Origin of the sequence: Adonisia turfae CCMR0081 (assembly GCF_011009555.1) — a bacterium.
Taxonomy (GTDB): domain Bacteria; phylum Cyanobacteriota; class Cyanobacteriia; order Phormidesmidales; family Phormidesmidaceae; genus Leptothoe; species Leptothoe turfae.
On sequence record NZ_QXHD01000004.1, the window covers coordinates 1,181,792 to 1,199,061 of the forward strand.

Annotated in this window: 3 protein-coding genes and 1 pseudogene; all 4 read left to right on the plus strand. The window is 42.8% G+C overall.

Going from position 1 to position 17,270, the window contains the following annotated elements:
* Positions 1 to 87: 87 nt before the first annotated feature.
* Positions 88 to 1,137, plus strand: a pseudogene (locus DXZ20_RS38715) (class I SAM-dependent methyltransferase); the annotation flags it as partial.
* Complete coding sequence (locus DXZ20_RS09250) at positions 1,134 to 7,790, plus strand: non-ribosomal peptide synthetase (protein ID WP_163697767.1); 6,657 nt, start codon at positions 1,134 to 1,136, stop codon at positions 7,788 to 7,790. The pseudogene DXZ20_RS38715 and the gene DXZ20_RS09250, both read left to right, overlap by 4 nt.
* Before the next feature lie 42 nt (positions 7,791 to 7,832).
* Positions 7,833 to 13,769: a type I polyketide synthase gene (locus tag DXZ20_RS09255; RefSeq protein ID WP_163697769.1), complete on the plus strand. Its 5,937-nt coding sequence runs from the start codon at positions 7,833 to 7,835 to the stop codon at positions 13,767 to 13,769.
* Positions 13,770 to 13,820: 51 nt separating this feature from the next.
* Positions 13,821 to 17,237, plus strand: coding sequence for a non-ribosomal peptide synthetase (locus tag DXZ20_RS09260; RefSeq protein ID WP_250565691.1), 3,417 nt, complete (start codon positions 13,821 to 13,823; stop codon positions 17,235 to 17,237).
* Positions 17,238 to 17,270: the final 33 nt, after the last annotated feature.

The following is a 17,270-nucleotide window of genomic DNA, read 5'->3' on the forward strand; positions in this document are numbered from 1 at the left end:
TACACATCTGATAACACTCAGACGATATATCAGTTAATGTTTGCCGATTGTAATGCGATTTCTAAAGCTGTTATGAGTGCTTACCTTAACACTTTAGAACCAGATCGACCATTACGAGTTTTAGAAGTTGGCGCTGGCTACGGAACAACAGCAATTCACCTGTTGCCATTATTTTCGCCTGAGCGCACAACTTATGTCTTCACCGATATTTCTAACTTCTTTCTACAGAGAGCTCAAGAATGTTTTGCCGACTACTCCTTCATTGAGTACAATCGATTTGATCTTGAAAAAGATCCTTACCAGCAAGGCTATGCCCCCCACTCGTTTGACATCATCATTGCTGCAACAGTTTTGCATAACACCCGATCAATTGAAGAGTCGTTGCGGCATATTCGTGCTTTGTTAGCTCCCAATGGATTGCTTTTAGCTATTGAGAAAACAAGATTTCATCCTGCGTTTGATTTGAATATGGGTCTACAGCAAGGCTTTGAACGGTTTGAAGATAATAGTTTACGGCCAGAGCATCCCGTTCCTTCTAAAGAACAATGGCAGAGCGTTTTATGTCATCTTGGATTTGAAAACAGTACCTTCCTAAATCGTCCCGATTCAGTTGCCGATGATATTGGCTTTGATGTCCTGGTTGCCCAAGGCCCATCCTCAGTGAAGCAGTTTAAACCCGAAAGGCTACAGAATTTCCTTAACAAAAAACTGCCAGAATATATGGTGCCGCATCAATTTGTTCTCCTAGATGCATTACCCTTGACCGCGAATGGCAAGGTAGATCGCCTATCGCTGAGCACATTGAAGGGGCGTCATTCCCAAGCAAAGGCCACGTATGTAGTGCCTCAAAATGATATGGAACAGTTAGTTGCCAGTGTTTGGCAAGAAATTTTACAAATTGAGAGAATTGGGTCCCAAGATAACTTTTTTGCCCTAGGAGGCGACTCTTTACAAGCGACTCAGGTTCTCTCTCGACTGCGTGAGAAATTGAAAATCAATTTGTCTGTACAACGTTTGCTAGAAACGCCTACGCTTGCAGCTTTAGCAGACTCTATTGAAAAATTTCAGCAAATCACTCAAAAATTACAAGCCCCTATTGATGTTGCATCATCTCAACGGATGGAAATCAAATTATGAGTTCGATACAGGAATTTCTGCTCGAATTGAGTGAAAAGGATATTAGACTCTGGTTAGAGGGCGATAGCTTGTGCTGCAATGCGCCTCATGATGTCCTTACACCTGCTTTGCGCGACAAACTGGCACAGCATAAATCCGAAATCATCTCGTTTCTGTCTCAAACGATGACGGCTGCTGCTGTCAAAGTGAACACTATTTCACCGGCTCCGTCTGATAGTGTTTTACCATTAGCTCCTAATCAACAAGGGCTCTGGTTTATCGAACAGTTGGACAATAATCTAGCGACCTACAACCAAACCTTTGCAGTGGCGTTGGAGGGGCAGCTTGACGTTCATGTTTTAGAGCGCTCTCTACAGGAAGTTATCGCTCGTCATGCAATTCTGCGCACAAACTTTGTAAGTAGAAATGGAAAACCAGTTCAGGTTATTCAAGCGCTCAATGATTTCCAGTTATCTCAGGTAGATATTTCACATCTTGCAGAGGTCGATCGACGGGCAGAAATTGAGCAATTTACCATTGCCGAAGTTCAGCGTCCATTTAATCTGGCACAGGAGCAACTTTTCCGTATTTCGCTTTTCCGCCTGGAAAATAAATCCCATGTTTTGATCTTTATCATGCACCATCTGATTGCAGATGGTTGGTCCAGTGGCGTCATCATCCAAGAGTTAGGTACTCTCTACGAAGCATTTCTTGTCGGTAACCCTTCACCCCTACCAGCACTCTCTGTTCAGTATGCCGACTTTGCCTATTGGCAACAGCAACAGCTTGAAACGGTTCTAGAAAAGCACTTGAATTATTGGTTACAGCAGCTTAATGGTGCTCCTCCCCTTTTACAGCTACCGACGGATCGTCCGCGACAGGTTATTCAAACTAATCGTGGAAAGGCAACTACGTTAACGCTTGGAGCGGATTTGACGAGATCCCTCAAGCAATTGAGTCAGCAGCATGGGGTAACTCTCTTCACATTGCTTCTTACAGCATTCCAGGTGTTGCTGCACCGTTATACACATCAGACTGATCTGTGCGTTGGTACAACCATCTCAAATCGTGATAATCGTAGCCTGGAATCACTGGTCGGTTACTGTGTGAATACTGTTGTTATCCGTACTCAACCATCAGGGAACTCTTCATTTCGAGACTTTCTCAAGCATGTACAGCAGATTGTCTTTGAAGCCCAAGAACATAAAGATCTTCCCTTTCACACATTAGTAGAAAAACTTCAACCGCAGCGGGATCGGTCTTATACACCGTTATTCCAAGCTGTATTTGTTTTAGAGAGTTTAGGAATCGAGCAGATAGAATCAGGGGGGCTTACCCTTAGTCGATGGGAAACTCCAGTCGCCATTGCTAAGTTCGATTTGAGCTTATCGATGCAAGAAACTACGGGTGGTTTAATTGGTAGGTTTGAATATAATACAGAGCTATTTGACGATGCTACAATTAGGCGCTTGATCGGCCATTTTCAAACCTTACTAACAGCAATTGTGGCCAATCCAGCTCAGTGTCTTTCCAACTTACCTTTATTAACGAACGCTGAAAGACAGCAATTGGTAAAGTGGAATAATAATACGTTTACTAATATTTCCTATGAGCGTTGTATCCATGAGTTATTTGAAGAGCAAGTAGAAAAGACACCGGATGCGATCGCAATTGTCTTTAGGAATCAGCAAATCACCTACCGTGAGTTAAACCAACGTTCAAACCAGTTGGCTCATTACTTACAAACATTAGGTGTAGGCTCCAATAGCTTGGTCGGTATTTGTCTTGAGAGATCGCCTGAGTTAGTGATTGGTTTTTTGGCAGTTCTCAAAGCCGGCGGGGCTTATGTCCCCCTTGATCCAGAGTATCCCCAAGAGCGCTTAAGATTTATGCTGTCTGATGCCCAAGTCAGCATCTTACTAACGCAGCAAACATTATTGCCTAGCCTGTCATTCTTCCAGGAACGGATCCTTTGTTTAGATGCTGTTGTTCAGGCTTTTGACCAAGCAAGTAACGCTAATCCAGATAGCAAAGTCACTGCCGAAAACCTGGCTTATATTATCTATACATCCGGATCAACCGGGCAACCCAAAGGAGTTCTCATACCACATAAAGGGCTGCTCAACCTTGTATTCTGGCATCACTCTACCTTTAAGATATCCACTTGCGATCATGTCACACAGATTTTTGGGCTTGCTTTTGATCCCTGTGTTTTAGAGGTTTATCCCTGCCTAACAGCTGGGGCAACGCTCTATTTGGTAGAGCCAGACATCCTCCGCTCTCCTAGAAATTTACAAAGCTGGCTCCTAGAAAATTCAATTACAGTGACAGCTGTTGTCACGCCCTTGGCAGAAGCCCTACTTTCTTTGGACTGGCCCACTCAGACAGCATTACGCGTTATGTTAACTGGAGGAGATAAATTAAAACAATATCCATCTGAGAACATACCTTTTACAGTCATAAACAACTATGGTCCAACTGAGAATACGGTTGTGACAACATCTGGCATAGTGACTGCTAAGTTAGAACAGCATTGGGCTCCCTCCATTGGAAAAGCCATTAATAATGTACAAACCCATGTTCTTGACAGCCAGATGCAACCGGTTCCCATTGGTATTCCTGGGGAACTCTATATCGGTGGCACTAATCTTGCTAAAGGTTATTTAAATCGGCCTGATTTAACTGAGAAATCTTTTATTTCAGGAAAATCTATAGCTCACTTAACAGAGTCTAGTTCTGCTTATCTTTATAAGACAGGAGATCTGGTTCGATATCGACCGGATGGCAATCTTGAATTTTTAGGGCGCATTGATCATCAGGTAAAGATTCGTGGTTTTAGAATCGAGCTAGGAGAAATTGAAGCAGCTTTGACAACGCATCCTGCTACGGAGCAGGCTGTCGTTATTCTTAGGGACGATGAATCTAGCAATCAGCAACTTGTTGCCTATCTTGTCTATCAAGGTGTTGCAATACCCAATTCCTCTGAACTGAAGCAGTGGCTGAGAAAAACTTTGCCCGGCTATATGATTCCATCGATTTTTATATCTTTAGAATCCATGCCCTTGACACCGAATGGCAAAATTGACCGTCGGGCTTTGCCCACTCCTGATGCCATTCACCATAACCTAGGGCAATCGGTTGTTGCTCCTCGTGATGAAATCGAAGAATCCATTGACAGGATCTGGGCTCAGGTTTTAGGAATTGGGGAAATTAGTATCCATGATAATTTCTTTGAACTCGGTGGACATTCCCTAATAGCGACTCAAATTATCGCTCGAATTGAAACCACATTGGGAATCGAATTATCTCTTAGCAATTTATTTGATACACCAACGATTGCCGAACTTGCAGTTGCCGCTAAAGCAGCACTGCAAATGACGCCCCACTATAATTTACCCCCTATTCAGAAGAGTCCCCACAGCGATCAGCTACCGTTATCGTTTGCTCAGATTAGATTAGTATTTCTACAAAAGTTGCAGCCCAATAATCCCTTCTATAACATCGCTACATCAATACGTTTACAGGGAATACTCAACGTCGATGTTTTAGAACAAAGTCTGACTGAAATCCTCAGGCGTCACGACATTTTACGGACTCGATTTCTTGACAAGGATGAGAAAACCTATGCAGTTGTTTCTCCCTTTTCAAACTTTGAACTACCACTCGTGGATTTGAGTAAGTTCTCTAATATTGAACAAGAGACCAAGATACAGCATTTAGCAACAGAAACAGCCTGTCAACCGTTTGACTTAAATGTTGATCAACTTTTTCGCTTTAAACTTCTGCGATTGAGCACAGCCGACCATCTGATGGTACTAACCATGCATCATAGTATTGCAGATGGTTGGTCAAGCAATATATTGATGCGTGAACTGTTGGCACTTTATAACGCTTTCTCCACAGGTCGGCCTTCATCATTACCAGAGCTACCAATTCAGTACGTAGATTTTGCACTTTGGCAAAAGCAGTACTCACAGGAAGCTTTTTGGGAATCTGACTTAGCTTATTGGAAACGACAACTCGCTGATGCGCCAACTCTATTAGCATTACCCACGGATAAGCCACGACCCTCAGTTCAGACATTTTCAGGTAACGCGCAACTATTCACACTATCCAAGAAGCTTGCTAAAGCACTTAGAACACTCAGTCAACAGTTTGAAGTGACACTCTTTATGATGCTGTTAGCAGCATTGAAAGTCTTACTTTATCGCTACACTAGCATGACGGATATTCTGGTGGGAGTTCCCGTTGCCCACCGGAATCGAATTGAGATTGAACCGTTAATCGGGTGTTTTGTAAATACGTTAGTATTGCGAACTGATTTATCTGGAGATCCTAGCTTTCAAGATTTATTGGAGCGAGTACGAAAGGTTTCTTTAGAGGCCTATACTCATCAGAATTTGCCCTTTGAAAAATTACTAGAAGAACTAAAGTTAGAACGAAATCTAGGACATTCTCCATTATTCCAGATAATGTTTTCCTTTGAAGATACGCTGGAATTGAATTTTAACGCGGCTGACCTGTCCATTGATATTTCACCCATTGATACCAATACTTCAAAGTTTGACCTGAGTCTTAATATGGTTGAGACCGAATCAGGTTTGATGGGCAGGTTAGAATACAATACAGACATTTTTGAGATAGATAGGATAGAACGTCTGATTGGGCATTTTGAAGTACTGTTGGAAAGCATTGTAGCGGCACCTTCTCAACCTATTAGTGAGCTATCGCCATTAACTTCTGTTGAAAAGCAACAGTTTCTTAATTGGAATAATACTAAAATAGACTTTCCTCGTAATTCATGTATTCATGAGCTGTTTGAAGCTCAAGTTGAGCAATCCCCTGACTCAATTGCAGCTGTATTTGATGGTCAGAAACTGACCTATAGTGAATTAAATCAGAGAGCAAATTATCTGGCGGACTATTTGCAAACTTTAGGTGTTAAACCCGATATGCTAATTGGGGTGTATCTGGAACGCTCTCTAGATATGTTGGTAGGAATGCTAGGTATCCTCAAAGCTGGTGCAGCCTACTTACCGCTCGATCCCAGTTATCCCCAGGAGCGACTCTCATCGATTGTATTAGACTCCCAGGTTTCAATCCTACTAACTCAGCAACATCTCATCGGACAATTACAATTGCTGGATCATCCTGCCCATGTACTTTGTCTAGATACGGAGTGGGATCTAATTAGCCAAACAACTCCCTACAGTGAAACGAAACCCAAGCATTCTGATCATTTAGCCTATGTAATTTACACATCGGGCTCCACAGGAAAACCTAAAGGTGTAAAAATCACCCATCAAAATGTGGTCAATTTACTGGTGGCAATGCAGCACGAGTTCCAGATTATCCCTACAGATATCCTGCTGAGTGTAACCTCTATATCTTTTGATATGTCTGTTGTGGAACTCTTCTCACCCCTGATAACAGGTGCCTGTGTTGTTATTGCCAGTCGTCAGGTTGCCATGGATGCTCAGCAGTTGAAGCAATGTCTTACAACTTCTAACGCGACCTTGATGCAAGCAACACCAGCAACTTGGCGTTTGCTCCTGGCTGCTGGATGGCAAGGTCATCACGTCCAGCTTAAGATTCTTTGTGGTGGCGAAGCTTTATCTCGTAATTTAGCGAATCAACTATTAGATAGGGCAACCGGTGTCTGGAACTTGTATGGTCCAACGGAAATCACTGTTTATGCTACGGCTCATAAGATAGATGCTTCACAGTTGTCCAGTCACACAGTTGCGATTGGTCGGCCGATTGCGAACACACAAGTATTGGTGTTAGATTCCTTAGGACAGCCAGTGCCCGTTGGTGTACCTGGTGAACTGCATATCGCAGGGATAGGAGTTTCACAGGGATATTTGAACCGCCCCGAACTGACAGCTGAAAAATTTATCTCTCACCCACAGGCCGGTAGGCTCTATAAGACAGGCGATTTAGTACAGTTCTTGCCAGATGGAACTCTTGAATACCTAGGGCGCAACGATCATCAGGTCAAACTACGCGGTTTCCGAGTCGAGCTAGGGGAAATTGAAGCAACCCTACTTACCCATGTCGCTGTTCAGGAAACAGTTGTCGTTGCTCAAGGAGATTCGAGCGACAACAAACGGTTGGTCTGTTATGTTGTTGCGGCTAAAGACCTCTCAACGTCTGGCACAACCATTATCAACGAACTACAACAGTTTCTTAGAAGCCAACTGCCCGACTACATGGTACCGTCGGCATTTGTCATGTTGGAGGATCTCCCGTTAACACCCAATGGTAAAATAAATCGTTTAGCTTTGCCTCAACCGGATAAGCAAGCAACTTCAGACGCACCTTATACAGCACCTAAAACATCAATTGAACGTAAGATTACCTCGATTTGGCAAGAGGTTTTACAGTTGGAAGATATTAGTACAAATGCTAATTTCTTCCATTTAGGGGGACATTCTTTGCTTCTGGTAAAGATGCAAATTCTCCTTAATAAGGATTTAAATCAGAATCTTAAAGTCGTGGATTTATTTCAATATCCGACTATTAAGTTACTGGCAAATTACATTAGCCAATCGCATCATGCCATCACTTCTGGGCAGCAAGCACAAGATCGAATTATCGCTCGTCAAGGGCGTCGATTTGCGATCTCACAAACCCGGCAACTGAGAAAACAGTATAGAACAACTCAACAGTGAGTGAGGGCAGATTAGCTATTTATTTCCAAAGGAGGTTATTCAATGAATCCAGTCCAGTCATCAAACTTTAATGGTTCCGAAATTGCTATTATCGGCATGTCCTGTCGATTTCCAGGCGCACCTAATATTGAAGCATTCTGGCATAATTTGTGCCATGGCATAGAATCTATTTCTCGATTTGATACTCAAGAATTAATAGACGCTGGAGTGGATGCAAAGCTAGTCAATCATCCAAATTATGTTAAAGCTAATAGCATTTTGTCAGATGTTGAATGGTTTGATGCTTTTTTCTTTGACACCAGTGCCAGAGAAGCAGAAAGGATGGATCCGCAACATCGTCTCTTTTTGGAACAAGCCTGGGCAACGTTAGAGAATGCTGGCTATAGTTCTGAGAACTATTCAGGTGCCATTGGTATCTACGCTGGATCTAGCACCAACACCTATTTGCTAAATAATCTGTATCCCACTGTTGATACCTCAGACTCTGCTAGCATCTTTCAATTAATGATAAGTGGCAATAAAGACTTTTTACCCACCCGTACCTCCTATCACTTAAATCTAAAAGGTCCAAGCGTTAATGTTCAAACAGCCTGTTCGACCTCGCTAGTGGCAGCCCATTTAGCATGTCAAAGCTTGCTCAATGGTGAGTGTGATATGGCATTAGCTGGGGGAGTTACGGTTCGTGTTCCTCAGATAACAGGCTATCTTTATCAGGAAGGTCTTGTCCTATCACCGGATGGCCATTGTCGTGCTTTTGATGCTGAAGCAAAGGGTGCTATCGGTGGCAATGGCGTCGGTTTAGTTCTCCTTAAGCGCTTAGAGGATGCCCTTGCCGATGGTGACTATATTCATGCTGTTATTAAGGGGTCTGCAGTCAATAATGATGGCTCGCTAAAAGTCGGTTTTACAGCACCGGGTGTCGATGGCCAAGCAAATGTCATCAGAGAAGCACAGGCCATTGCCCAAGCTGCCCCTGAAACAATCACCTATGTAGAAGCCCATGGTAGTGGAACGCATTTAGGTGATTCAATTGAGATTGCTGCTTTGACTCAAGCCTTTGCTGGATGTTCTAAAGACAATCAGCCTTGTGCGATTGGCTCCGTCAAAACAAATGTAGGGCATTTGGATGTTGCTGCAGGGGCGGCAGGGTTAATCAAAACAGCCTTGGCACTCAAACATAAATTAATTCCCCCCAGCTTACATTTTAAGCAGCCTAATCCACAGATTGACTTTACGAACAGCAACTTTAAGGTTAATGCTCAGCTTTCAGAATGGGAAACCAATAACACACCTCGACGGGCAGGTGTAAATTCATTTGGTATTGGCGGCACCAATGCCCATGTGGTGTTAGAAGAAGCGCCATTGATGGAAAAGTCTAGCTCATCTCGTCCATGGCAATTAGTTATGCTGTCTGCCAAGACCAGTTCTGCCCTGGAGACGATGACGGCCAATTTCACCGACTTCCTAAAACAGAACCCTGATGTGAATTTAGCCGATGCTGCCTACACACTTCAAATGGGGCGTCGAGTCTTTGATTACCGCCGCATGGTGCTTTGTCATGATGTTGAAGATGCGCTCAGTGCATTTCAAAATCCTCAACGGATATACAGCAGCATCTCAGATAACAACCAGGCTGATGAGGCCACTATTGCCTTCATGTTTACAGGCTTAGGATCCCAATACATCAATATGGGATGGGATTTATATCAATCTGAAGAAGCTTTTCGGGAACAAATTGATCGCTGTTGTGACTACCTCAAGCCTCTCCTTCAACTTGACTTGAGAGATGTGATCTATCCCAATCGAAATCAAGAGATGGATACATCTAAAGATCCTGAACCACCGGTAAACGTATCATCATCTCAGTCTGGTATTAATCTCCGTCAGATGCTGGGGCGAGGGGAAGAGAAACCTGATGAAGCTACCCAGACTTTAAATCAAACCTATCTTACCCAGCCGGCAGTTTTTGTCATTGAATATGCGTTGTCAGCCCTATGGCAATCATGGGGCATCAATCCTACGGCGATGATGGGATATAGCATTGGTGAATATGTTGCTGCTTGTTTATCTGGCGTTTTGTCCTTAGAAGACGCTCTGACCTTAGTAGCGAAACGAGCCCGGTTGATTCAAGATTTGCCGAACGGAGCAATGCTGGCTGTTCCACTTCCAGAGCAAAAGGTTCATCCACTACTCAGTGAAAAGATTTCTTTATCCGCTATTAACGGATCTTCAGCCTGCGTTGTCGCTGGTGAAACCGAAGCCATTGATGCATTGGCAGAGCAAATAATGAGCCAAGGTATCGCCTGTCGTCGGCTAGCAACATCCCATGCTTTCCACTCCCATATGATGGAGTCAATTGTCCCCTCTTTCACTAAAATATTTAGGAATATTAAGCTCAATACGCCTCAAATTCCTTATATATCAAACCTAACCGGAAACTGGATTACTGCCCAACAAGCAACCGATCCCAATTATTGGGTCCAACATCTTTGTCAACCCGTCCGGTTTGCAGATGGCGTTACGGTATTACATCAACAGCAACACTCGGTGTTATTAGAGGTTGGACCAGGACAAACATTAAGTAGCTTGGCATTGCAATGTTTAGGTACGCAGAAAAATCAAGTAACCGACATCTTATCTTCATTACGTCATGCATACGATCGGCAATCCGATACTGCGTTCTTACTAAACAACCTTGGACAGCTTTGGCTGTCAGGCATCGAAATCGATTGGTTAAGCTTCTACAGCAATGAACGTCGCCATCGGCTTCCTTTGCCAACATATCCTTTTGAACGCCAGCGATATTGGGTTGAACCTCAAGCAGTAGCATCCCCTCAATTACTCTTGTCCGCATCAGACAGATGGGCATTACTAGTACAAGCTGGTCAAATACAGGCAAAGAATGGATTAGCTACTGTGGATGAGTCCACCCACATAGCTAATAAACAAGCCTTGGATCAGCTCTGTGTTGCTTACATCAATATGGCGTTTAGACAATTAGGCACTTTCCTGGACGCAAAAAGTCGATATACGATGGCGGATTTAGTGGAAAAAAGCCACACAATTCCTCGTTATCATCAACTATTAGAGCGTTGGCTGGCGATATTATTAGAATCTGGCCAGTTAGAGCAGGAGGATAACTATTTCACTCATCTTGCTCCTTGCTCAAGGAACACCATTCAGAATCATCTGGCTGATGTCAAAGCAAAATGGGCAAAGAATCTAAACTTTGTAGAGCTTGTCGAAAACTGCGGTGAAAATTTAGCAACAGTCTTCACAGGACAAAAAGAACCCTGGGATATTCTCTCAAAATTAGTTAACCAAATCCAAGATGAGTATAGCTTAGAGCTTCCAGAGGTTTATTATTATAAATCAATTATCCGCGCTATTTTAGCTCAGTTGATAAAATCATTGACGCCTCAAACAGAGCTTAAAATTCTAGAAGTTGGAGGTGGTGCTGGCATCACAACAGCTGAATTACTACCAGTATTACCCCCAAAACAAACCAGCTATACATTTACTGATGTTGGTCGTTTATTCTTGACTCAAGCACAAGAGAAGTTTAAGGATTACTCATTTGTTGAATATGATTTCCTAGACATCGACCAGCCTTCGCAAGAGCAAGGATATTCATTACATCATTTTGACGTTATCATCGGCTCAAATGTTCTCCATGTGGCCCGCAATTTAGAGAAAGCCCTTGAGAATGTTCGATCTTTGTTGGCACCTGGGGGTATCCTTGTTATCTGGGAATTTACTCAACCTCAGCTTAATTTTGATATTGCTGATGCTCTGTTGATGAATCCGGTTGATGAGAACGATAACGATCGCAACATGGGTAATCCCTTTGTGTCAAAAGAGCAATGGCAGGCTGCACTAAAGCGCCATGGATTTGTTGAGGTGGAGGCATTCTCTGCAACCGAAGTATTTGGGCAACAAATATTTGTTGCCCAAGCAGACTCACCTAGCACATCCAGTACGCCCGATGCTTTTACGACAACGTCTACAACTACTGCTCAAAACACGTTTAATCCACTGGGTAGAAAATCGGATATTGCTGATTGGTTTTATATCCCTGCTTGGACACGCTCATCATTATTGCGACCTGCGATCGCGACAAAATCAGCTGTCGATCCAGAATGCTGGCTTGTATTTGCAGATGACTATGGCTTAGGAGTTCAGTTAGGACAATCGCTCCAAGAATCAGGCCATGATGTTGTGATGGTTAAGGTTGGCGATTACTTTGACTGTCCGCAGACTACAGATGCAGAAGGCAAACATCATTACAGCTATACACTCAATCCAAATCAGCTAAACGACTACAGCTCTCTATTCCAGGCTCTCCAACAGGCTAATTTAACACCCACAAAAGTTCTACATCTTTGGAGCATCACTTCATCTGAACAGCCGCTAACGTTAGCGATTGAGAACTTTCAGGCAGTGCAGCATTTCGGACTTTATAGCTTAATGTGCATTGCCCAAGTCATGGGTAAGCAGACTAATCACTCTAATCCTTTACAGCTAACGGTGATCTCTAACCAGATACAGTTGGTCAATGGAGACGAAAAACTACAGCCAGAACAAGCACCTCTCCTTGCCGCCATCAAGGTTATTCCTCAAGAATATGAGGATATTGGCTGTCGCCTCATTGATATTGACTTACCAGAAAATAATCAGCCAATAGTTGCAGAGCGCGTTTCTCAACTATTGCAAGAGATTACCACCCCAAGCATGGAAACTATAGTTGCCTATCGAGAGCGTCACCGTTGGCTACCAATTTTAAAGGAGACACCTCTAAAGAGCATTGAGGATGGGCAAACTCGCTTCAGGCATCACGGCGTTTATTTGATCATCGGTGGACTGGGATATCTTGGGTCGCTAATAGCAGAACACTTAGCACAAACTGTGCAAGCCAAGTTGATTCTGACGGGTCGCTCAGCCTTACCAGCCAGGGAAGAATGGGCTGAATGGTTGGCAGCCCATGAAGATGAAGATGATATCATCAGCCGTAAAATTCATAAGATACAGTCATTAGAAGCATTAGGAGCCAACGTATTATCGATTCAAGCCGATGTCGCCAACCTTCAGCAAATGCAAGTCGCTTTAACCCAGGCTGAACAAGCATTTGGTCCGATCAATGGCGTCATTCATGTAGCTGGTCTCAATACCTCCGAAGGTGGCTTATCTCTCATCGAAGCAGGCATTAACCAAAATCAATTCGAGCAAAACTTCCGGCCCAAAGTCTACGGAACTTGGGTGCTAAGCGAAATTTTACAAGATAAGGATTTAGATTTCTGTTTGCTAATGTCCTCTTTATCTTCTGTTTTGGGCGGCCGAGGTACAATTGACTACACAGCAGCAATGTTCTTTGTAGATACATTTACACATTGGCACAATCAACGGTCTTCTATCCCCTGGATAACAACAAATTGGGGATTTTGGAAAATAGGTGAGGCAGAAGCCTCGCGTCAGTTTTTAGCTCAAAATTGGGGTGACCTCGGTCTGATGCCACAAGAAGGAATCGAGGCATTGGAACGCATTCTTCTCTGGGAAAACTTAAATCAAGTATTGATCTCTCCAGGAAACTTAAAGGAGATGATCAACAAGTGGGGAAACCCTGAGTCTTCAAAGGAAGATGCTGCGCAAGCTGTAAATACATTAACTCAGCATACGCGACCCAATCTAAAGACTGCTTATGTTGCTCCAGAAACCGATCTGGAGCATAAATTGGCTGATATCTTCAAAACAGTTTTAGGCTTTGAGCCTATCGGTATTCATGATAATTTCTTTTATCTAGGGGGCGATTCACTCATTGGGATTAAATTAATTTCCCAAATCAACGAAGTATTTGAAGTTGACTTATCTCTTCGTCTGCTATTCGAGGCACCTTCCATTTCAGAACTCGAATTACTAATCGAAAAGATGATCATTGAAGAACTTGCATCACTTACAGAGGAGGAAGTCAAATCAGCCCTGTAAAACTTAGATTTTGCCCTTTCAATCAACTCTTGATGGATAAAAGTATTAACGATGCATAATACTAGTAAAGAACAAATTCTTAAACAAAAATCGGATCTTTCGCCGACTAAACTAGCCCTGCTTGAAAGACGGTTGCGGGGCAAGAATCTGTCTGGTGATGAAAACAAGTTAACGACTGATGAGCTTTCTCAAATTACAGTTGATCCTAGTCAGCGTTATCAACCGTTTCCTTTGACAGATGTTCAACAAGCTTACTGGATTGGACGTAATAGTGCCTTTGAATTGGGGAACGTATCCACCCATGGATATCTGGAAGTAGATACTATTGATTTAGATTTAAATCGCTTCGAAAATGCCTGGCAGAAAATAGTTGAGCGGCATGGGATGCTACGCACTATTATTCTTCCCAATGGACAGCAGCAAATTTTAGAACGAGTCCCCCCTTATAAAATAAAAGTTTTAGATTTGAGGACCCATAGTCCTGAGCAAGTTGAGACTCAATTACTAAACCTTCGGGAACAATTATCTCATCAAGTATTATCTGTAGATCAGTATCCCCTGTTTGAAGTTCAGGCTGCTCGCCTGGACGGCAATCGGATAAGGCTCTATCTTAGCTTCGAAATCTTGATTGGCGATGGGCGAAGTTGGACAATTGTTAGTCGCGAGTTAGCCCAACTGATGCAAACGCCAGAATATCCTTTACCCCCCTTAGAACTCTCATTTCGAGACTATGTACTAAAGAAAATTTCCCTGAAAAGTTCAGAATCCTATAGTCGCTCGCTAACATATTGGCAGGATCGTCTTCTTACTTTACCACCCTCCCCTGAGCTACCGATAGCTAAACAACCTGCCCAAATTAAACATCCCCAATTTGCACGCCGCAGTGGTCATTTAGACAATGATGCTTGGAATCACCTCAAGCAGCGGGCTAAAAGCATTGGCCTGACCCCTTCGGGATTATTGCTATCTGCCTTTGCTGAAGTTCTGACAGTTTGGAGTAAAAATCCCAAATTTACGATTAACTTAACCCTGTTTAATCGTCTGCCACTACATCCTCAAGTCAATCAGATCGTAGGCGACTTCACGTCATTGACACTATTAGCCATCGATAATTCTGGACAAGATTCTTTTACAAACCGGGCAAGGCGCATTCAAAAACAGCTTTGGCAAGATCTGGACCATAAAGACGTAGGAGGCGTCTACGTCTTACGGGAACTGGCCCACATGCAGAAAAATTCGTCAAAGGCTTTCATGCCAGTTGTTTTCACTAGTGCGCTAATTAGTGAACGGGTAACAAATGATGCAACCAAAGCAAAAGCGTTGACAATGGGTTGGTTAGGGGAGCACGTTTACAATATAACCCAAACTGCTCAGGTTTATTTAGATCATCAAATTGCCGAACTTGACGAAGGATTATTCTATATCTGGGATGCCGTTGAAGAGGTTTTTCCTCCGGCACTACTAGATGAAATGTTCTCTTCTTATAATCTATTTCTTCAACAATTGGCTGTTTCTGAGGATCTTTGGAAAGTCCCTATTCGTAATCTTTCCAAATCTGCTCAACAGCAGGCTATTATCAATGCAACTAATGTTTCTTTTTCGAAAAATGTTTTATTACATACATTGTTTTTTGAAAAAGCTGAAACGTTTCCAAATCATACTGCTATCGCCACATCCCAACGTATACTTACATATCAAGAGGTAAGTGAGCGAGCTGCTTACATCGCTCAATACTTATATCAACAAGGTGTTCAGCCCAACCAACTGGTTGCCATTGTTATGGAGAAGGGCTGGGAACAGGTGGTTGCAGCTTTGGGTATCCTGGCATCTGGTGCAGCATACGTGCCAATTGATCCCAAGCTGCCAACTGAGCGCCAGCATTATCTTTTAAAGGAAACCAAAGTTCAATGGGTATTAACTCAATCGCGACTCGATAATACTCTAAACTGGCCTGAAACGGTCAAACGTCTCTCCATAGACGATAGCTTGCCTCAAGTTGCCAGCAAAGTGCAGTGTGTACAAAGCACATCCGACCTGGCATATGTTATTTACACCTCTGGCTCCACTGGCTTACCCAAAGGCGTCATGATTGATCATCAGGGTGCTGTTAATACCATCCTCGATATTAATCAACGCTTTAAGATCACCTCTTCTGATCGTATATTTGCACTTTCATCCCTAAGTTTTGACTTATCCGTATTTGACATCTTTGGAACGCTAGCCGCTGGTGGAACCATTGTTATTCCTGATCCTGATGAGATAAAGAATCCAGCTCATTGGACAGAATTGATGGTCCAACAGCAAGTGACCGTTTGGAATTCAGTTCCAGCCTTGATGCAAATGTTAGTAGAATATTCAGTCGGGTTTACATCACTGTTTCCACAATCTTTGCGATTGGCTCTAATGAGTGGTGATTGGATTCCTCTGTCTTTACCAGACCAGATTCGGTCACTATGTCAGAATATCAAGCTAGTCAGCTTAGGTGGAGCAACAGAAGCTTCAATTTGGTCTATTTTTTACCCTATCGATCAAGTTGATCCAAACTGGAAGAGCATTCCCTATGGTCGTCCCATGGCCAATCAAAAAATTTATGTCCTAAATGAAACGCTAGAAGCTTGCCCAACTTGGGTTACAGGACAACTTTACATTGGTGGCATTGGCATAGCAAAAGGATATTGGCAGGATGACAATAAAACAAAAGCAAGCTTTATCACCCATCCTCAAACTCAGGAAAAATTGTATAAAACAGGTGATTTAGGGCGCTGTTTGCCTGACGGCACTATTGAATTTCTTGGGCGAGAAGATTTTCAAGTCAAAATTAATGGTCATCGAATTGAACTCGGTGAAATTGAATCTGTACTCAGTTCACATCCAGCGATTGAAACAGCGCTTGTTTTAGCTAAAGATGTCGATGAAAAGAGCAAGCAATTAATTGCCTATATCATTTGCCAAGAAGAGAACGCGCCATTAAAAAATCAGCGCAGATTATTTGTTGATTTAATACAGGAATTTTTACGTAAAAAACTGCCAGAATATATGGTTCCTCCAGCGTTTTGTCTTTTAGATAAGTTTCCATTAACTCCGAATGGAAAGATTGATCGAAAAGCACTCCCGGCGGCAGATATTGTACCCACATCAAAAGCGAAGAGTGTTTCACCGACTACTGAGACAGAGCATACTTTAGCCGACATTCTGAAGCAGGTTCTACAAATAGAAAAGGTTGGTATTTATGATAATTTCTTTGATCTCGGAGGAAATTCAATCCAAATTGTTCAAATTCATAATAAAATCAAGGAGATTTTCAAAAAAGATATTCCCATTACTGAAATATTTAGGCATCCAACGATTAATGATTTGGATAAGTATTTTAGTGAGAACACTAGCAATTTTCGGTCAAATTATAAACAGCTAAGTCGTGCCGAGAGTCGCAAAGAAAAGCTTAAGAAACGACGGCGACGGGTTCTGTAAGTCCCCCCTACTGCTTAAAGAAGACTGAGTACA